Source organism: Synechococcus sp. PROS-9-1 (assembly GCF_014279775.1).
In the GTDB taxonomy this organism is placed as follows: Bacteria; Cyanobacteriota; Cyanobacteriia; order PCC-6307; family Cyanobiaceae; genus Synechococcus_C.
On sequence record NZ_CP047961.1, the window covers coordinates 813,088 to 831,652 of the forward strand.

16 protein-coding genes and 1 tRNA gene are annotated in these 18,565 nt (G+C 54.4%); 5 read left to right on the forward strand and 12 right to left on the reverse strand.

From position 1 onward, the window contains the following. Positions 1-220: 220 nt before the first annotated feature. From SynPROS91_RS04335 to SynPROS91_RS04365, 7 genes are all read right to left on the reverse strand, one after another. A complete protein-coding gene (locus SynPROS91_RS04335) occupies positions 221-718 on the reverse strand; it encodes a hypothetical protein (protein WP_186518710.1) in 498 nt (165 codons plus the stop codon). Positions 719-1,872: 1,154 nt separating this feature from the next. Further along, entirely contained in the window at positions 1,873-2,466 is a 594-nt protein-coding gene (locus SynPROS91_RS04340) for a histidine phosphatase family protein (protein WP_186518712.1), read from the reverse strand. 33 nt (positions 2,467-2,499) lie between these two features. Next, positions 2,500-2,850 carry an acylphosphatase gene (locus SynPROS91_RS04345; RefSeq protein WP_186518714.1) on the reverse strand — a complete coding sequence of 117 codons (351 nt, stop codon included), beginning with the start codon at positions 2,848-2,850 and terminating at the stop codon, positions 2,500-2,502. Continuing rightward, positions 2,799-4,187, reverse strand: coding sequence for a cobyrinate a,c-diamide synthase (locus SynPROS91_RS04350; protein WP_186518716.1), 1,389 nt, complete (start codon positions 4,185-4,187; stop codon positions 2,799-2,801). Before SynPROS91_RS04350 ends, SynPROS91_RS04345 begins: the two co-directional genes overlap by 52 nt. A 16-nt stretch (positions 4,188-4,203) precedes the next feature. After that, a complete protein-coding gene (locus SynPROS91_RS04355; RefSeq protein WP_186518718.1) occupies positions 4,204-5,499 on the reverse strand; it encodes a glucose-6-phosphate dehydrogenase assembly protein OpcA in 1,296 nt (431 codons plus the stop codon). A gap of 57 nt (positions 5,500-5,556) precedes the next feature. Then, on the reverse strand, positions 5,557-7,080 hold the full coding sequence (zwf, locus tag SynPROS91_RS04360; RefSeq protein WP_186518719.1) for a glucose-6-phosphate dehydrogenase: 1,524 nt from the start codon (positions 7,078-7,080) through the stop codon (positions 5,557-5,559). A gap of 158 nt (positions 7,081-7,238) precedes the next feature. Continuing rightward, the gene (locus SynPROS91_RS04365; RefSeq protein ID WP_186518721.1) at positions 7,239-8,393 is read right to left on the reverse strand and encodes an FAD-binding oxidoreductase; all 1,155 of its coding nucleotides are present in this window, start codon (positions 8,391-8,393) and stop codon (positions 7,239-7,241) included. A 186-nt stretch (positions 8,394-8,579) separates the two neighbouring features. Between SynPROS91_RS04365 and SynPROS91_RS04370 the strand changes: the two genes are divergently transcribed. Further along, on the forward strand, positions 8,580-9,077 hold the full coding sequence (locus SynPROS91_RS04370) for an SRPBCC family protein (RefSeq protein ID WP_186518724.1): 498 nt from the start codon (positions 8,580-8,582) through the stop codon (positions 9,075-9,077). A 272-nt stretch (positions 9,078-9,349) separates the two neighbouring features. On the opposite strand, the gene SynPROS91_RS04375 is transcribed toward SynPROS91_RS04370, so the two are convergent. Next, positions 9,350-9,422, reverse strand: a tRNA-Glu gene (locus SynPROS91_RS04375). Positions 9,423-9,468: 46 nt separating this feature from the next. Then, positions 9,469-10,620: a histidine kinase gene (locus tag SynPROS91_RS04380; RefSeq protein ID WP_186518726.1), complete on the reverse strand. Its 1,152-nt coding sequence runs from the start codon at positions 10,618-10,620 to the stop codon at positions 9,469-9,471. A gap of 102 nt (positions 10,621-10,722) precedes the next feature. Here SynPROS91_RS04380 and SynPROS91_RS04385 point away from each other — a divergent pair, with 102 nt between their 5' ends. The 3 genes from SynPROS91_RS04385 to pepN all read left to right on the forward strand — a co-directional run bounded on the left by SynPROS91_RS04385 (position 10,723) and on the right by pepN (position 14,552). After that, positions 10,723-11,295: a hypothetical protein gene (locus SynPROS91_RS04385; protein ID WP_186518728.1), complete on the forward strand. Its 573-nt coding sequence runs from the start codon at positions 10,723-10,725 to the stop codon at positions 11,293-11,295. A 67-nt stretch (positions 11,296-11,362) separates the two neighbouring features. Continuing rightward, the gene (locus SynPROS91_RS04390; RefSeq protein ID WP_186519448.1) at positions 11,363-11,824 is read left to right on the forward strand and encodes a cAMP phosphodiesterase; all 462 of its coding nucleotides are present in this window, start codon (positions 11,363-11,365) and stop codon (positions 11,822-11,824) included. A 100-nt stretch (positions 11,825-11,924) separates the two neighbouring features. Continuing rightward, entirely contained in the window at positions 11,925-14,552 is a 2,628-nt protein-coding gene (pepN, locus tag SynPROS91_RS04395; protein WP_186518729.1) for an aminopeptidase N, read from the forward strand. Positions 14,553-14,627: 75 nt separating this feature from the next. On the opposite strand, the gene SynPROS91_RS04400 is transcribed toward pepN, so the two are convergent. After that, positions 14,628-15,743 carry a glycoside hydrolase family 10 protein gene (locus tag SynPROS91_RS04400; protein ID WP_186518731.1) on the reverse strand — a complete coding sequence of 372 codons (1,116 nt, stop codon included), beginning with the start codon at positions 15,741-15,743 and terminating at the stop codon, positions 14,628-14,630. A 70-nt stretch (positions 15,744-15,813) separates the two neighbouring features. After that, a complete protein-coding gene (locus tag SynPROS91_RS04405; protein WP_186518733.1) occupies positions 15,814-16,809 on the reverse strand; it encodes a ribose-phosphate pyrophosphokinase in 996 nt (331 codons plus the stop codon). Between the two features lie 96 nt (positions 16,810-16,905). Between SynPROS91_RS04405 and SynPROS91_RS04410 the strand changes: the two genes are divergently transcribed. Beyond that, positions 16,906-17,457 carry a hypothetical protein gene (locus tag SynPROS91_RS04410; RefSeq protein ID WP_186518735.1) on the forward strand — a complete coding sequence of 184 codons (552 nt, stop codon included), beginning with the start codon at positions 16,906-16,908 and terminating at the stop codon, positions 17,455-17,457. On the opposite strand, the gene SynPROS91_RS04415 is transcribed toward SynPROS91_RS04410, so the two are convergent. Beyond that, positions 17,426-18,388, reverse strand: coding sequence for an LCP family protein (locus SynPROS91_RS04415; RefSeq protein ID WP_370586785.1), 963 nt, complete (start codon positions 18,386-18,388; stop codon positions 17,426-17,428). The two genes, SynPROS91_RS04410 and SynPROS91_RS04415, sit on opposite strands and share 32 nt — an antisense overlap. Between the last annotated feature and the right edge of the window lie 177 nt (positions 18,389-18,565).

An 18,565-nucleotide genomic window follows, 5' to 3' on the forward strand; every position in this document is an offset into this window, starting at 1 on the left:
GACAACATCTTTGAACAACAGCAGATCAATAAGTAGATCAATAAGCAGAGCTGAGGGAATGGGGCTGATGGTGTAGAAAACCCAGTCCTCTTCTCTTAACGAGTCAGAATTTTAAAGACTCAGTGAGGGATGAGAATATGCGCTTTTCACCTACTCATATCTAATGATTAAAGCCTAATGGATTATCGAATGTATCCAAGAGAGGTTATTACTTCTCTTCTTATACTGAATAGAAAACTGACTGAACGATAATCTTAAAATTGTTCAACTGGTCGATAATTGTTTTGATGCCGGCTTCGTCATCGTCAGTAAGCAAAGGATACTGGCGATGAAAAGATATAGTGAATGATCCATCTGTGCTAATAAGCTTAGTTCTTTCGTGATAGATGAACGAAGAGCATAAGCGCTTTGTTGCCAGTTGAGCCATAGCCTCTTGCTCCTTTTTAAATACCCTGTCAATCTGGAAGTGGATGTACTTGTCTTTTTCTGCATTCGCTTGTGAATTGAATTCGCCTTCGTCTGATTTTCTAAAATCAGCTTCTTCAGAATTGCTTTTTCCCACTTCGTCAATCCCCTCAATTGTCCAACTCATTCCATCAAGGTGAACATTTACTTTTGCCCACTCTGGTTCCTTCATCCAGATATCTAAGCTGCACTTATATCCCTCTTTCTTTAGTCCTTCGTAAATGTTTCGGCTTGTCAGTTCAAGAGTTACCAATAGGTCACAGAATTTATGTCAATGCAACCCTAACCGGGTTGCAGGAGAACCGGATTTGTGTTTGTTCCAACACCTATTTCTTGCTTGGATCGAATCAGTCATAGGCCTAATTGATTGATGTGGATGCACTGAAGCAACTCATTGTCGTCGAGCGCGCAATCTGTATGATTTGTTACTAACTAGTCGGTAGCCACGCTAACGCTCCATCAGCGATGAGATGGAAAAGAACCATTAGCTGTTTTCACTGCTCGTTTTTGACATGAGAATCATTCATGTCTAGCTCGCATTTAGCGGTAGATTCGTCATTGAATAAAAGCGAGGGTCTTCTACGACGAAACTTTATGGAAATAAATATGAGAAAACCGTTTAAAACCCAATCAACAGTGCCTATTAGACTATTACTTCGGAAAAAACATACCCAATGATGACGACAAAGGACAGATAGGCTAGGAATAGAATGGTAAACATAGAGTCTATAAATGGTCTCGACTTTTTAATCATACATGCAGTCTCTATTTGCGAGGTATGGAAAAATACAATTATAATGGCTCGGTTTTCGAATACAATGTATTAATAAGTACATGTAAAATGGTTTTGCTGCCAACTTCAAGGCGACTTCTTCCCTTGCTCTTAAAGGTGATTGAACAGAAGAAGGGTGAGCAGGAGTGCCGAAGTAATGGGTCAAGTCTGACCACGGCTAATCTGCTTTAAACAAAAAAGTGGGAAGTGTGCTCATGCTTCCCACTGGAACTTGCTCTCGCTCAATCATTTTGGGTGCATGAATTTAGAAGACTTGTTTTGATCAATACCAGCGACAGTCGTGACGCTTACTTGATGCCTCTGAGGCCTGATTGCCACTCCCGTTTTCCCGTCTTAGGCCTTTGTTGACTATTTGTATGCATTGATACGAACGCTGCTTGAGCACAAAAAAACGAGGCCACAACAGCCTCGTTATATAAAACCTCTTCCCAAAGGATTTACCTGGACGAACCTTAACTCGAATATTGCTTATTGTAAAGCCCTTCTCTTTTGTCCTTCCAAGGGTGCTGCAGCGGTTAAGCGTTCAGTGGCAGGCCATCCATCGATTGGCCCTGAGCACATGCACTCCTGATGGGTAACGGATGGAGGAATGGGGATGACGGGGATGTGACCGCTTAAAACAAGCTGTTGGTGGGCGCATTCCAGCGCGCGATTATGCGCTGGCCTCGCTCGAAGCCCAGGATGCAGATCGTTCCTGTGCCGAGCTGGAAGTAGCGACCAGCTGTTGCACCGAGTCCCAACCAGGTCCCTGTCAAGGCGCGCAGCAGGTGCCCATGGGCAAAGAGGGCAACATCTCCCTCGCCCGGTGCCGCTAAGGCGATTTCAATGGTTTGTTCGCAGCGTTGTTGCACGGCTTGCGCATCTTCTCCATTCGGGCAGCCATGGCTCCAAACGGTCCAGTTCGGAATGCTCTTACGAATCTCGGGGGTTGTGATTCCTTCGTAATCCCCGTAATCCCACTCGCGCAAGGTTTCCATGATGCGTCGTTGTTGGCCAAGGCCTCCCAGCTCACACGTGCGTTTTGCTCGTTGCAGTGGTGAACTGAAAACGGCTGCAAACCGATGGGATGCGAGTGCAGGCGCAAGCTGTTGTGCCTCTTCTTCGCCCTCAGGCAACAAAGGTAAATCGGTGTTGCCTGTGTGCCGTCCGTTTATGGCCCATTCAGTGGCTCCGTGTCGAAGCAACCAGAGCTGACGTTCGTTGCCCATGATTTGGATCACTACGTTGTTGTCTTGTCCCTCTTAACTGCGAACGTCAAACCAGTCATGTCCAGTGACGGGCATTTTTGAGAACAGCACCCTTGTCACGCCTGCTGTGCTTGGGCCGCGCTCACACCACAGACGCATGGCATTCAAGGCTATTTCGCCTCCCTCCGCCTGAACCTCCACTCTCCCGTCTTTGAGGTTGCGAACCCAGCCGCTAAGACCAAGATCGACGGCGCGTTGTCGGCAACTCTGTCTGAATCCCACCCCTTGCACGTTGCCTTCGATGAGAAAGCGCCAGCGTTCTTTTAATGGCTGCTGTTGCTGACGCGTGGTCTTTATGAATCCGTCGCGATCTGTGTCGCCAGAGTTTCGAGAGCGGCGCGCCATCGGCATGAGATCGTCGAAGAGCTGGCCCAGTGAAGATGCACCCAGCTTGCGTGAACGGTCGGAAGTGCCCATCCTTCTTCTCTGCGATCAACATGCCAGCCATCAACCTGCCACAGCGGTTGCCATCTGCCCACAGGTTCCTCACTGAGCTGCCAGCGGTGAAATTCATGGCCCATCCACTGATCACCCGCCTTCAGCAGCAAGCTGTCGCGGGTTGCCGTTAGGCGGCGATACCCCACCTGTAACCTCCCGCGTTGGGCGTGGAACGGTAAAACCCCCGCCATTGCATGGGTTTGTCCCTCCCCGTCCATCAAACTGGTTCCCAGCATCAACATGCCGCCGCATTCGGCGTACAGCGGTTTGCGTTGCACCCAGTCGCGGAGGCTTAAAAGGCTTTGTTGGCAACGGCTGAGTTGTTCGGCATGCAGTTCTGGGAACCCTCCAGGGATCACGAGTCCATAGGCCGCTTGCGGCAACGGCTCATCCTCTAAGGGGTGCCAAGGGATCACCGGCATCCCCAATGCCTCGAGGCAATCCTGCATCTCGGGATAACGGAAATGAAAGGCGTTGTCTTGGGCGACGGCCACTGGCAGTGGTTCTCGCTGGGTGTCCTGTGCCAAAGCCTCCGCTAGCACGGTTTGAATCGGCTCTGGACCCGGAGTTGGCGCTGCCATCAACCTCTCAAAGACCCCCATCTCAAGATGTTGATCAGCGATCGCTGCCCATTGCCCCAGACGAACATTCAGTTGATCGAGTTCATGGGCTGGAGCTAGGCCCAAATGCCGACTGGGTAGTTCGAGGCTTGAATCCCGCGGGAGACATCCCAGGCAGGGCACCTCAATGGCCGCCAAGACATCTTCGAGAAGCAAGCGATGGCGCTCAGTGCTGACTCGATTGAGCACCACACCAGCAAACTTCACGTCGGGGTCAAGATCACGAAATCCGCTCACAAGGGCGGCGAGTGATCGCGCCTGTCCGCCAGCATCCACCACCAACACCACCGGCAAATGCAGGTGTTTGGCTACGGCTGCGCTGCTGCCTTCGCCCGTTGAGCCGATCCCATCGAACAGGCCCATCACCCCCTCCACGAGGGCTAAGTCGCAGCGACCTCCATAGCCATGGAAACTGGTTTTCACCCAGTCGGGTCCGCATAAGGGCAGGTCGAGGTTGCGGCAAGGGCGCCCTGCACTGGCCCCAAGCATTTGGGGGTCGAGATAATCAGGCCCCACCTTGAAGGGTTGAATGCTCAATCCCTTCTGTTGCGCCCAGGCGATCAGGCTGAGGCTGAGCAGGGTTTTGCCGCTGCTGCTCGATGGAGCAGCGATCACACAGGCCATGCTGCTCAGCTGGGAATTAAGTCAGAAGCTTGGCAGCCAGAGGGGCAGCCGCAGCCAAGAGTGGGTTTGAGGAATCGTGCCCACCCTCGAGGAGGCGAGCCATGTCGGCTTCCACGTGTGTATGGAGCAAGGGCACCACTTCTTCCACGAGTTCCATGCTGGCCATGCCCCCAGCTTCAAGGCGCATGCAACCACCAGATTCCGCGCAGAGGATCACACACATCGCCCCGCCATGCTCGGGTTTGGAAATCATCCGTAGCCCCACGATTTGTCCTGGATGAATACTGGGTTGCCCCATGGGTACGGGAGACACCCGCAGCGGCACCTCGGTTCCATCAGGACGTTGGAACATTGCGCTGATGCTGGAATCGCCGGTTTTGGCATCATGCCCATGGGTCTCTTTGAGAGTCCAGCCCAGTCGATCGGCAATCCAAGAGGCCAACAGGAGGCCTTGGACCGGGTGATCTCCCTCGACATCGATGTCGAGTTGCACCACATGGCTCAGGGCATCGCGACGGTGCGGAGGATCAAACACCATCGCCAGCGTTTGATGCCAGCTGCCCAGCCTTAGCCAGTTGAGATCATTCACGGCCTGGCCGCTTGCGAGCCTGGTGGCGAGAAGGTTCAGGCAGTAAGAGGGATTCCCAAGAGCAGAATCCAAAATGAGCCTGCGAGGAGCGATCGAGAGCTTCTCCAATAACTCAGGCGATTCATCGAGGGGCCCGTTCCACCACACCCAAGAGGGCAGGTCGTCGGGGAGTAGGGGCTGCAATGTGTTGAGTCCTTCCTGCAAGGCCTCTGTTCCGCCGCGGAGCACCACCACATCTCCGCAGGCAACAGTGCCCCCCCCCTCTTCCGGTAAGGGGCAATAGGCGGCCACCAAGGTTTCCAAGGGGCGGCTGGAATCCAAGCTTGGTGCCAGGGTGATCAAGCGCCGTGGTCTGAGCGTGCTTAAGGCCTCATCAACATGTTGACCACGAAGGTCGTCACTGGTTTTGCTGCCATCAACTTTGGCCAGACTGTTTGACACCGAGCTCCCAAGGGGCGGGGTGCTGAGGGGGAGATCAAGCTCGAGGACTGCTTTCCGCCCAGCCTCTTCCACCTCGTCGCGTTGCACGCCCATGATTGGGCCTTCGATTCTGCCCGTGCGCACCAGCTGCTGTTCCACCCAGGCTGGCTGCCAGATCAACAGACAGAAGGTGTGGGCCCCAATGCTGTTGGCTTGATCGCGGGACCACAACTGATTGAGGTAATTGGGAACTTCCGATGGAGGGAGCTCGAGGGGAGTTTGAAGCGTGAGCTGAGGGGACATGCTGCGGCCTGAGGAAGGGCGGTATCGAGGTGAGCTTGGATGAGGTTCTGGCTGCTTTTAGGGGCGACGCCAGAGCAGGCCGTCTCGTGCCAGCAGGGCATCTGCAGCGGCAGGTCCCCAGGTGCGTGACTCATAGGGGTGGATGGGCAGCTTCCAGGGGCTGTCTTCGATGAGTTCCAACAAAGGGGTGTAGAGCCTCCAAGCTGCCTCGACCTCATCGCTACGCGTGAACAGCGTTGGATCGCTCAGCATTGCGTCCGCCAGCAGGCGCACATAGCCCTCGTCTGATGGTTCGCCAAAGGATTCGTCGTAAGAGAATTCCATCTCAACAGGGCGGCTGCGCATGCCGGAGCCTGGAGACTTCACTTCAAATTTGAACTCAGCACCCTCATCGGGCTGAATGCGCAGGATGAGCTGGTTGGCGGTTGGACTACCACCAGCAGCATCGAAGAGGTGAACGGGTGCTTCACGGAAGGTCAGCACCACTTCGCTCAAACGCTTGGCGAGGCGCTTGCCAGTGCGCACATAGAAAGGCACGCCCTGCCAGCGCCAGTTATCGATGAACAGCTTCATCGCCACGTACGTTTCCGTGGTGCTGTGTGGGTCGACGCCTGGTTCTTGCCTGTAGCCGCTGAGAGGTGCGCCATCGCTTCCTCCGGGCCCGTATTGACCGCGGATGCAGCAGTTCCAGGGTTCAAGTTCATCGGCCAGGCGTGCCGCTTGAAGCACCTTGGCCTTTTCACTGCGGATGGCCTCTGGATCAAAACGTCCAGGGGTTTCCATGGCTGTGATCGCCAACATTTGGGTTAGGTGGTTTTGCACCATGTCGCGCAGGGCGCCCGAGGTTTCGTAGTAACCGGCCCGTTCTTCCACTCCAACGGTTTCAGAGGCCGTGATCTGAACGCTGGAGATGTAGTTCCGATTCCAGATTGGCTCGAAAATCGCGTTGGCGAACCGCATCACCATGATGTTTTGGACCGTTTCCTTTCCGAGGTAGTGGTCGATGCGAAAGATCTGGTTCTCTTGGCCGCAGCCTTGAACCACCCTGTTCAGGGATTGGGCGCTGCCGTAGTCCCGTCCGAATGGTTTTTCAATCACAACGCGACTGCGTTGGGGATCCTTCAGCAGGCCTGCATCAGCCAGGGCTCGGCAGCCACCCGCATAAAACTTCGGCGACACCGACAAGTAAAAGGTGCGGTTGCTTCGTGTGGCTCTTTGACGGTCGATCTCCTGAAGTCGACCCCCGAGCTTCACGACGTCTTCAGGTTTCTGAAGGTCCACCGGTTCGTAAAACATTCCGGCGGCAAATTGCTCCCACGCTTCGGGATGGTCGCGAACCTTGTCACCCATCGCCTCCGCCATTTTGCTGCGGAATTCTTCGTCGCTCCAAGGTCTTCTGGCGCAGCCCAGGAGGGCAAATTCGCTAGGAAGACGTCGTTGCTGAAACAACTCGAAGAGGGCTGGTACCAGCTTGCGATGGGTGAGGTCGCCGCTCGCCCCAAAAATCACCAGGCACTGTGGAGCGATGACCCGTTCCTGTCGCAGCCCAACCCTGAGTGGGTTCGTGATCGTTGCGGTCATGGCTACAGCAGCTCTTAGGCAGGTTTAACCAGGATTTCTCGATCGGACAGCGCAATTGTTCCTGCAGGCCGTGTTTTGTGGCTGTCTCCTGAAAAACAACAGGATTAGACATTAAAAAAGCCCGCTTTTGGCGGGCTTGATTCACTCATCTCTGAGTTTTAGTAGGTCTCAACGTGCCAGCGGTGAGCCTTCTTGAGTGCAGGGCGAAGCTCGGACCAATCGAGGCCTTTGGCCTCGGCTGCCGCAGACATGGCTTCATCAATACCCGGTTCCATGCCACGCAGGCCGCAGATGTAGACGTGAGTTTTGGGGTCTTCGATCATCGCGAAAATCTCATCAGCGTGTTCAGCCACCCGGTCTTGGATGTACATCCGACCGCCTTTTGGATTCTGCTGCTCGCGGCTGATCGCTTTGGTGTAGCGGAAATTGTCTGGGTATTCCTTCTCGTAATGAAGGAAGTCCTCGTCATAAAGCAGGTTGGCTGTCTTGGGTGCTCCCATAAACAACCAGGCCTTGCCTCGGAATTTCCAACCGTTCTCTTCTCGTTCTTTCGCCTCAAACATGCGACGCAGGTAGGTGCGCATGGGGGCGATACCGGTGCCGGTGGCCAGCATGATCACATTGGCCTCTTCGTCCTCGGGGAGGAGCATTTCCTTGCCAACAGGTCCTGTGATCTTGACCTTGGTGCCAGGCTCAACATCGCAGAGGTAAGTCGAACAAACACCGTTGATGGTTTCTCCATCTAGTTCGTACTGAAGGTGTCGTACGCAGAGGGATACGGTGTTGTCCTCAAGGTTGTCGCCATGGCGCGTGCTGGCGATCGAGTACAAGCGCAATTTATGTGGCTTCCCTTTGGCATCTTCGCCAGCAGGAACGATGCCGATGCTTTGACCTTCGACGTATTCAAGATGTGGATCACCACCGCTCAAATCGAAGGTGATGTGCTGCACCCGACCAATTGCCCCTTCTTTGAGGAGGGAATAATTTTCTGTGACTGTTCCTAGAAAGGGGGTTTTGGGTTTGTAGAGATTGACCGGCACTGCTTTGGCCGCGGGCTTTGGTTGGGAAGTAGTCACAGGCTTCGATCGTGCTGGGGGTGCAGATTTAATTGGTGCGGCTGCCGGCTCTGAGCCCGTTGGACTCACGGACTGAATGCGTGCTCCCTTGGAGAGAAGCACGCAGATCGTGTCCCGAAGGCGGCTGTAAGAGACGTTTAAGCGAGATAACTCTGCACGACGACCACTCAAGCCTGTGAAGACAATCGAGAATGTCCGTTCATCAGAGGTTGACTGAGGAGTCGCGCTTACTCGCATTGAAAACGTCTTGGTAAGGCGCGACTATAAGCGTCACCACTGACTTTGACATCAGTTTTCGCTGAATTGAAGTTTCTTCCTTAGTATCAGTAGTGACAATCTCTCAGGATTAGAAGCGGAAAAGGTTTGGCATCTTTCAGTGGTCTTACACAACTGAAGCTCGGCGAAATGCCCACAGGAGAGGCGATGTCATCACATCACCAGCCTATTGAGCAAACTGTAGAGAGGATGGCTGATGGCGTACGCCGCCTAGCTGCTCAGCTGCTAACACCGGTTTCTGCAGATCAGATCTGGACTGTTCTGACCGATTACGACCAACTCAGTGCCTTCATTCCCAACCTCGCAAGCAGTCGGTTGTTGCTTCGAGAAGGCAACAAGGTGCATTTGCAGCAAGAGGGATGTCAGCAATTCCTGGGAATGAAATTCTCGGCCTCCGTCGAGCTAGAGCTCGAGGAATTTGCTCCTGAGGGGACGCTGAAATTCAAGATGAAAAAGGGTGATTTCCGGCGCTTTGAGGGAACCTGGCGGCTGAGATCCATGCCAGAAGCAACCGCCCTTTTCTACGAACTGACGGTTCAAGGTTGTTTAGGCATGCCGATAGGGCTGATCGAACAACGGCTGCGTGATGATCTCACCACCAACCTCAAAGCTGTTGAAGCTGAGGCGCGCCGCAGATCTCGTTAACGGTTTGCAGATCTCTCTAGAGAGCCTGTCGACAACACATTGGCTTGGAATGTGTGCTGCTGTGATTTGTCTTCTTGATCTATAGATCTTGCTTCTATATGCATTGGCGTTCATTTCGAATCTCAGCTCTAGGACGTCCTTGTTGGGAGAGGGTTAGCTGCCCACTTGTGAGCCATCTCTATGGCGTAGTTATTGACGGTGTTGCATAAAAAAACTCCCCCCGAGAGGAGAGTGTTTGATGGAACTCGATGAAGTTTCATCCAGTTCTTCAGTAGCCCCAAGGGGATTCGAACCCCTGTCGCCTCCGTGAAAGGGAGGTGTCCTAGGCCTCTAGACGATGGGGCCAAGAACGTGATCGAAAAGTCTTCTGAACTTCCGGCACCTTGTGAAATTACGGTTCAGCCTGACCCTCCGTCAAGACAACGTTCTCCTTCTCTTGACCTTGGCCTTGCCAGACGGGCACGTTGAGGGTGAAGCAGGCTCCTTTGCCTGGTTCCGAGATCACCCAGATCTTGCCGCCATGGACTTCAACAATGCGCCGGCAAACCGAGAGTCCAACCCCAAAGCCTGAGGCTCCTGCTGATGTTTGAGGGAGCCGGACGCGATCTAGAAAAATGCGTTGCTGCTCTTCTTCCGGGATACCTGGTCCGCTGTCGCAGATGCTCACCTGCACCCACTGGCTGGTGCGATGAAGCATGGTCAAAGAAATCAAGCCTCCGTTGGGTGTGTATTTGAGGGCATTTTCCAGCAAATTCAGAAGCACCTGGCGCATCCTGCGCTGATCGGCAAACACCTTGGGAAGATCTGCAGGGATGTCGGTGTGGATGGTCACATCTCTGCCGAGCCAGAGTTTCTCCAGTTCCAGAATCGCTTCAGCGGCAACACTGGCTAAATCGAGTCGCTGAGGGTTGAACAAGGCCTCCCAGCTTGTGCTTCCCACCTCCAACAGATCCATTGAAAGCAGTTCGATTTCCTCCAGGCGTCTTTTGAGGACATCCCTGAATCGATGGATATCGATTTGACCTAGCTCTTGACTTTGCATGGCAAGCGTGGCCGCGGTGAGTGGCGTACGCACTTCATGGGCCACCATGCGCAGCAAGCGCTCTTGGGCTTGCAGGCGGTCAATCAAGGTTTCGTTTTCTTGACGCAGCACCAGCAACTGATCTTCGAGCTGGAGCTCCCGTTGGGTGCGGCTGCCATCGAGTTCTGTTGGCTTGAGACTCAAGCCAAGGCCACTCACTACCTCGTCTTGCTGCCAGCGCGGCAACCAGCCACGCAATTGCTGAAAGATGCTGCTGCCCGCAAACACCTGCTTTGGCTGCGGTTGTAATTTCACCAACGAGGGGGTGACAACCAAGCGGTGCAGTTCCAGCAACTCAGGTTGTTGGGTTGGATCTGAGATTTGAAGACTGACCTCAAACCCGCAATCTTCGTTCTGCAAAAATTCGACCAACTCGCGAAGGTCGCGGCTGGACAGATGGTGGCGACTGGCAACGAGTAACAAACTCAGTTGCTGGCGCGGATTGCGATCAATCCCATCCACCGACGGAGCTTCGCAATGTTGAGGCTTACCTTATGGGTTTTTGACCTGACCCGCAGATCCGCTAAGAAGAAGGAGAACACTCTGTTGTTACTAGGAGACGGCATGTCCCTTCTGCCGCTTGAACAACGGGGCTCAAAGCCACCTAACGGAGAGCCTCCAGTCTCTGAAAGGATGTACCTAGACAGCAATCTGAGGCGGTGGTTTGCACGGAACCTTGGGCTTTGGAGGTCTAGGCGTCAATATCTTTTCGATAATGAGGAAGTCTTTTTCCTGGACATGATGATCCGGGTTGAGATCTTTGCAGAATTTCAATTCGGCGAGCCTCGCTACCGATTTAGTTGGTGGCCTGAACGCGACACCGACTTTTTTGATCGGAAACCCCGTTACGAGAAGGCCGGCGTGATGGAAGCCACTTTGATGGGCCACCAACTCAAGCGGAATCGCGCATACCTAGAGCCAACGTCTCACCGTACGCAGATCAGGCAGGTGGATGAACACGAGATGATCTTCGAATCTCATTACGGAGACTGGGATGTGCAGGAATACACCCGCATGATTTACGACGACCGCTATCGCTCTCGGGCCATTTACAGCTGGCAAAACAACGTGCTCGAGATCGTTGAACATCACCACGAAACACGCATGGAAGATGCTTCAGCTCCGATTCCAGTTTGAAAAAGATCCGATTTGGTTCAGATTGGTTCAAATTTGGACATCTCGCTACTAGCACGAAATGGTGAAGATGAGGCACCATGGCTGCATCTTCCGGTTTGATCCTTTGCGTCCCTTTAACCGACTTCGTTCTGCTCTGTCGGCACCGTTGCTTTTGCTGCCTCTCTTCATCGCAGCTCCTTCTGCAATGGCTCAGTCGGCCGGCAAGGCGCCATCGGCGCCTGCCAGCAATGAAGACGTCTTTCTCTATCGCGGCATGGGGTCGTCCTATGTGTGCAACGCCCGCACGGCAGGGATTGAGTTTCCGAAAGCTGTTGGCGTTGCGGCGGCAACCTACGTCCAACTCTTGAATGGACGGCACGGTGGCAAGGTTGCATCCACAGGCAACAAGAAGCTGACCAATGAGCAGCTGTTTGCCGGTGCTGAATTTCAAATCATTACCGGTGCTATTCAGTTTTGTCCCGACAAGGTGCCTGATGACGTCAAGACCAAGGTGAAAGAAGCGTTGAAGAAAGCGAAGGCTGCAAAATAATCCGACCATCTCGGAGTGAGTGTGGAGTCACCTAGTCCAGGCTTGGTGTCTCCACGGAGGTAACGTCTGCACGCCAAGATCGGTGAAGACACGTCTGCCCATGGCTTCCGCCTCCACCACTCCAACGATCCGGCTGAAGGATTACAAGCCATTCCCCTGTCGTATTCCATCCATTGCTTTGGATGTGGTGATCGGGTCCGATTCCGTTGCGGTCACCTGCCGCATGGAGCTGACTCCGGTGTTGGGATCGGAGCTCCAAGCCCTTGAGCTTCAAGGGGTGGATTTGCTGTTGCAATCGATTTCCATCGATCACAACGAGCTCAAGCCTTCGGACTACAGCATTACCTCGGAAAAACTGGTCATTCACCAGCCCCCGCAGGTGCCTTTTCAGCTCACAACGGTGTGCAGGATTGATCCGCAGGCCAACACCTCACTTGAGGGCCTTTATGCCAGTGGGGGGATGTTGACCACCCAGTGCGAAGCCGAGGGATTTAGGCGTATTACGTACCACCCGGATCGCCCCGATGTGCTCAGTCGGTTCACCGTTCGCATCGAGGCCGATCGCGAGCGTTATCCGGTGTTGCTCTCCAATGGCAATGCCTTAAGCGCTGGGCCACTCGCTGGTGATCCCGCCCGCCATGAGGTGACTTGGGAGGACCCATCCCTAAAGCCTTCCTATCTGTTTGCGCTAGTGGCCGGCGATCTTCACGAGGTTCGGGATCGGTTTGTCACCCGTTCGGGACGCAACGTGAGCCTGAGGCTTCATGTGGAGCCAGGCGATGAGCCTTTCACTGCTCATGCCATGGAGTCGTTAAAACGATCGATGGCGTGGGATGAGCAGGTGTATGGCTTGGAATATGACCTTGACGAGTTCAACACCGTTGCGGTGCGCCACTTCAACATGGGCGCGATGGAGAATAAGAGCCTCAATATTTTTAACTCCAAGTTGGTTTTGGCTGATGCGGAAACAGCATCAGATGCCGAACTTGAGCGGATTGAAAGTGTTGTTGCCCACGAGTATTTCCATAATTGGTCAGGAAATCGCATCACCTGCCGTGATTGGTTCCAGCTGTCCTTAAAAGAAGGACTCACTGTCTTTAGGGATCAATGTTTTACCGCTGATCTTCATTCAGAGGCCTTAAAGCGGATTGAAGATGCGGCCATGCTTCGCAATACGCAGTTTCGAGAAGATGCAGGGCCCACAGCCCATCCTGTGAAGCCCGATGCGTATCAAGCAATCGATAATTTTTATACCACCACGATTTATGAGAAGGGCGCTGAGTTGATTCGCATGCTCAGAACACTTCTGGGCGAGACACGATTCATGCGTGGCATGGAACTGTATTTCAAACGCCATGACGGTGAAGCTGCCACGACGGACGATTTTGTATCGGCGATTGCTGAGGGGGCGTGCATTGATGGTGAACGGCTTGGTTTCGATCTAGAGCAGTTCAAACGTTGGTATGACCAAGCCGGTACTCCCAAAGTGACCGTGACGCGCACCTGGGACTCCACTCGCGGAGTGTTGCGCCTGAACTTGCGTCAAAGCACGCCGCCAACACCAGGGCAGCCGCTTAAGCAGCCTCTTGTCATTCCTGTGTTGTGGGCGGTGATACCAGCCAATGGTGAACCTGGAGAAGAACAGCTTCTTGTGCTGGATCAGGAGCAAAACACTGTTGAACTCGGTGGCTTCCCCTGCTCTGAACAGCCACCGGCGCTCTCTTTATTCAGGCAGTTTTCTGCTCCAGTGCACTGGGAAGCCAGTCAAGAGCCCGCTGAGCTGTTCACCCTTTTGGCCTGCGACAACGATCCATTCGCCCGTTGGGATGCGGGACAGCAACTCTGGCGAAGGCTATTGCTGGCTCGGGCCTCTGGAACCCCCAACGCTGATCTAGAAGGCCAGATGTTGGAGGCTTTGACCGTGCTCCTGGCCCCAGATGGAGAACAGGATCCTGCGGTGCTCTCCACGTTGATGGCCTTCCCCGGTGGCCCTGAGTTGGAAGCACTCCAGCAGGAGGCTGATCCGCCAGCTTTATACCGAGCGGCGTGCGAGCTGCGCGAGCAATTTGGTCAGTCTTTGGCCCCATTGCTGCGAGAGCGGCTAAATCTTGTTGAGGCCGCTCTTGTACTGGCTTGGCCCGAGGGGCAGGGGCAGCGACAACTCACCGGTTTGATCTGGGCCTGGCTTGCTGCAGCTGGTGATTCAGCGGTGCGCGCCGCTGCGTTGGCTGCTGTAGGTGGTCCGTCGATGACCTTGGCGCGTGCTGCTCTGCGGGCACTACAGCCTTTGGATTGCCCAGAACGAGAGCAAGCATTGCGCCAATTCCACGATCGTTGGCAAGAAAAACCTGTGATCTTTGACAGCTGGTTTGCCTTAGAAGCATCCACGCCTCGGGCGGACGGCTTGCAACGGGTGGCCTCTCTTTTGCAGCATCCACGCTTTGATCCGATGGCGCCCAATGCGGTTCGTGCGGTGTTGGGTGGATTCGCTGGCAACCTTTTGGTGTTCCACGCTGAAGATGGCAGTGGCTATCGCTTCATGGCGGAACAAATCATTGCCTTGGATCAGCGCAACGCAATTACCGCGTCGCGCTTGGCCAAGGTCTTTAGCCGTTGGGGCACCTACAGCCGCAAGCGCCAAGTGCTTGTAAAGGCAGCTCTGGACCAGCTCTCCGCAGCCCAGCTTTCCTCCAACACACGGGAAGTTGTGCAGATGATGCTGGGATGAAGGCCTCTCTCTGAACCTTCAAACTTTCAAGAGATTGAGATCCATCTAGGTTGTTTCGCTTTTAGGGCGTAATTATTATTTGGTTCCCATCTGTTTGAATACTTGTTTGCGGTATTGAGCCCCTTCTGATCCTGAATGTTTCCCCCATAATCCTTCCCAGTAAAAGTAAATCACGCCGTAACCACGATCATTCGCTAGCCGCACCTTTTCTTTCAAGACAGGCATGGAAGTTGTGCGTTTGCCAAAGCCGGCTAAAACACCAATTTGGATAGGGATGCCCCATTCGTGGGCTTTGCGTAAGGCGGGCTGGTCGAGATCTTTGGCATACCCCCTGAGGGAATAGGCATAGTTTTGAACCACGAGATCATCAATCAGCTGTCCTACGGCCCAGAGCTCCCAATCTTGAAGCCAATTGTTGTAGGCAAACCGAAATGGTCCTGGCGACAAGCTAATTTTTACTGGTAGTGACTCTTGTTCCAAGCGAATACGAAGTTCGCGAAGTAAGCCGGTGAGTTTGCGGCGACGCCAGGTCATCCAATAACGATTGGTGTAGTCGCGGGGTGGAGCAATGCCGAATTCAGCTTTATAAAGCCCTGAGTTGTAAGGGTCGTAGCCCAATTCCACAGGCCATGCGAAGTGGTCATCGAGTTGCAGCCCGTCCATCCGGCACCGTTTCATGACTTCAACCACGAGACCGATAAATCGCTCGCGCACTTGTGGGTGTGCAGGATTGAGCCACACCATCTTCTTACCGTGCATCTTCATCACCGGGTCTCCATTGGCCCGTGACAACACCCAGTCCGGATTGTCTTGAACCACCTCTGCAGAGGCGGGCTCCATTAATCCGTATTCAAACCAGGGGACCACTTTCATCCCGCGTTTGTGAGCTTCTTTGCTCAGGGTGCAAATGGGGTCAACCGTGACACCAGCGGTCTTTAAGGCTGGCTCAAGCGGTGCAAATTCACTGGAGTGAAAGGTTGTTCCACGACTCCAAACATTGGGATACAACACGGAGAATCCTGATTGCTCGAGCTCATCGACGGCTTGCTTGATGTTCCGCTGGTGGTAGTACAGCGGGCTAGGACTATTGGTGAGCCAGACCCCAAGCGCCTGTTTTCGTTCAACACTCGGTAACCGACTTTTGCTCAGTAGGACGTCTGTGCCCTGGCTAAACGTGGCTGGCGGGGCCATGAACAGGCTGAATGGCAGGCAGAGGGCCAAAAAAAAGTGACGCAACAGCACAGATCAAGCTTGGGTTGAGTTAGCGGAACATCGAGCTGACAGAACTTTCCTCATGGATGCGCCAGATCGCTTCGCCGAGCATGTTGGCGACAGACAGCACATGCAGCTGGGGAAAGGCGTGATTGGATGCGATTGGAATGCTGTTGGTGACCACCACCTGCTCGAACAGCCCTTCCGTCGACAAGCGTTCAATGGCTGGTGGAGAGAAGACGGGATGGGTTGCACAAGCGATGACGCCAGTGGCACCTTGCTCTCTCAGCAACTTGGCACCAGAGCAGATTGTGCCTCCGGTATCGATCATGTCGTCGATCAGGATCGCCGTGCGTCCGCTCACATCGCCAATCACGGTGAGGCTTTCAGCCATGTTGTGACCGGTTCGGCGCTTATCGATGATGGCCAGAGGAGCACCGTTCATTTGTTTTGCAAAGGCCCTGGCTCGGGCCACGCCACCCACGTCTGGAGACACCACCACCACTTCTCCAAGGTCTTGAGCGGCGAGGTGATCCACAAGCACGGGGGAACCGTAAATGTGATCACAGGGAATGTCGAAATACCCCTGGGTCTGAGCTGAATGCAGATCCATCGCCAGCACCCGATCGACTCCCGACTTGACGAGCAGATTGGCGGTGAGCTTGGCCGCAATCGATTCCCGACCGGCTGTTTTCCGATCCGCGCGTGCATAGCCGTAATAGGGAACCACCGCGGTGATCTGTCGCGCCGATGCCCGTCTGCAGGCATCCACCATGATCAGCAGCTCCATCAGGTTGTCGTTCACCGGAGCGCATGTGGGTTGGATCAGGAAGACATCGCAACCGCGAATCGATTCCTGAATTTGCACATACAACTCACCGTCGGCGAAGCGTTTGCAGACCTTCGGGCCATCGGGGACTCCGAGGTAGGCCGCAATTTCGCGGGCGAGTGAGGGATTTGAGGTGCCGCTAAACAGGCGAAGACGTCTGGTGTCGTGCTGCAGCTTTTCTTGCTCGGCTCGGGCAGCGGTGAGAAAACTTGTCACGATGCCCGCGCTTGAGAACGGAGATGAACCGATCGTAGTGCTGCATCGCCTTCCTATCCATAAACGGTGTGGATCGGATCTCCCTAAGGTCTCGTCATGCTCGATTTCACGATGGCTCTTGTTGGAGCTGGCCCCCTTCCTGAGCTCTCGATGCGCGAGGGGGCACAACTGCTTGCGCAGCGCTTGTCGGCTGAGTTGGTGCCATTGGCTTGTGGGTCGGAACCTCACAGCGGCTTGCAGGCACTGGCATCGCCTCAGCGCGAACGAAACCGTCCCGCACTGCTGCGTTTGAGCGGTGATGCGGCGATGGCGCAAGGCTCCTCTGGAAGCTGGCTTGATGCTCTTGCCGCTTGGCGATGTCCTGTGTTGTTGTTGGCCCAGCCCAATGCTGCTGGTTTGATCTCTGGCATGGCACCTGCCTCAGTCGCCTTGTGTCACTCGCTCAGCATTCCTTTGGTTGGTTTGGCACAACTTGGGGGCCGCTGGGATCTGTCGGCCCGCCGAATGGATGGCTTGCCCTGGTGTGGCCTCTTGGACACAACAGATGATGGTGGGGCTGCCTCTGATGCGCTGGTCCGTTCCATCCAGCAGCGCTGGAAACGCATGAACCCAGCGATCAGTTCTGATCTGGCCAGATTGGCAGGCTGAGATTCGGCTTCAACTCGCGCAGCCTCTGTTGACCGGCCCGAGCTGCAAGAGGAAGCTCCGTAATCACCGGTGGCGAGGGCGCACTGATCGCTGCTGCCATCAGGCTCAGCATCTCTGTGCTGCTGATATCTGTTCTGACCTGATTGGAAAACACGTTCAGCAGCTCAGGCAAAACGGTGACCGTATCGATTTCCGCTAACTGCTGATGCACGCCTTGGAGCAGCAGCTGTTGCCTCACTCTTCGCTGATGGTCTTGATTGGCCTTGGGTTTGTGGCGTGCGAGTTGTTCTGCCTGAGCACCGTTGAGTGTTTGCAGTCCGGCCTGCAGATTCACGCTGTAGCCCTGGGATTTGTCCTCGTACTTATAGGTCTGGTCCAGGGTGACTTCGATGTCTCCAAGTCCTTCCACAAATCTGCGCAAGCCTTGTCTGGAGAGGACTAAGTAGCGATCCGGCTTGTTCAAAGGCAGATCGATGAGCTCGCCAACGACGTCAGAGGTGAGTGCGATTCCACCGTGTTGCCACGTTGTGGAAAGAGCTTTCATCTCCTCGATCCCTGGCAGTTGAACGGCCAGTTCTGTCGGCAACTGCAAAATCTGAACGGGTTGTTTCGTGCTGATATTGACCAGCATCAAGCTGTCGGCGTTGGCAGGTCCTTGAGGTGCTGCGTTGTTGGAGGGGGCATTGATGGTGTCTGCATCGAGGCCGACGACCAACACCATCACGGCTTGTTCTGGGAGCGGAGCGAGGCTTAATGACACGTCGGATGACTGCACATCGGCGCCGACAGGGTCTGGTTTGGGCCAGATCGTTGCAAGTGCTGTGCCCGCTAGGGCTGTGCCCAGTAAGGCAGCACTGATTCTCAGAAGACTGCGTCCGGGGCGGTCGCCCAACCAGCCCTTGCTTGGCTTTTGCTGCGAGTCCTCACTCAACGCTGGATCCCCCATGCGTGATGGTTTGATGATTGGTCAAACAGTCTTGCTCAGCCACGCTGAATTGGGAATCGAAGTCCTAGGCGCAAACGGCAACTGGACCTTGATCAAGGGTTGGCGACTCGATTAACATCAGTTGATGTCAGTGTTGTGAATTGATTTGAGGGCGATGAATTA

What these genes read in the sequence shown, in the direction of transcription:
- SynPROS91_RS04345 (WP_186518714.1), bottom strand. Translation starts at nt 2,850, where the DNA reads ATGGCGCGCCGCTCTCGAAACTCTGGCGACACAGATCGCGACGGATTC.
- pepN (WP_186518729.1), top strand. Translation starts at nt 11,925, where the DNA reads ATGGCTTCCGCCTCCACCACTCCAACGATCCGGCTGAAGGATTACAAG.
- SynPROS91_RS04400 (WP_186518731.1), bottom strand. Translation starts at nt 15,743, where the DNA reads ATGGCCCCGCCAGCCACGTTTAGCCAGGGCACAGACGTCCTACTGAGC.
- SynPROS91_RS04390 (WP_186519448.1), top strand. Translation starts at nt 11,363, where the DNA reads ATGAGGCACCATGGCTGCATCTTCCGGTTTGATCCTTTGCGTCCCTTT.
- SynPROS91_RS04370 (WP_186518724.1), top strand. Translation starts at nt 8,580, where the DNA reads ATGTCATCACATCACCAGCCTATTGAGCAAACTGTAGAGAGGATGGCT.
- zwf (WP_186518719.1), bottom strand. Translation starts at nt 7,080, where the DNA reads ATGACCGCAACGATCACGAACCCACTCAGGGTTGGGCTGCGACAGGAA.
- SynPROS91_RS04410 (WP_186518735.1), top strand. Translation starts at nt 16,906, where the DNA reads ATGCTCGATTTCACGATGGCTCTTGTTGGAGCTGGCCCCCTTCCTGAG.
- SynPROS91_RS04385 (WP_186518728.1), top strand. Translation starts at nt 10,723, where the DNA reads ATGTCCCTTCTGCCGCTTGAACAACGGGGCTCAAAGCCACCTAACGGA.
- SynPROS91_RS04365 (WP_186518721.1), bottom strand. Translation starts at nt 8,393, where the DNA reads ATGCGAGTAAGCGCGACTCCTCAGTCAACCTCTGATGAACGGACATTC.
- SynPROS91_RS04340 (WP_186518712.1), bottom strand. Translation starts at nt 2,466, where the DNA reads ATGGGCAACGAACGTCAGCTCTGGTTGCTTCGACACGGAGCCACTGAA.
- SynPROS91_RS04350 (WP_186518716.1), bottom strand. Translation starts at nt 4,187, where the DNA reads ATGGCCTGTGTGATCGCTGCTCCATCGAGCAGCAGCGGCAAAACCCTG.
- SynPROS91_RS04355 (WP_186518718.1), bottom strand. Translation starts at nt 5,499, where the DNA reads ATGTCCCCTCAGCTCACGCTTCAAACTCCCCTCGAGCTCCCTCCATCG.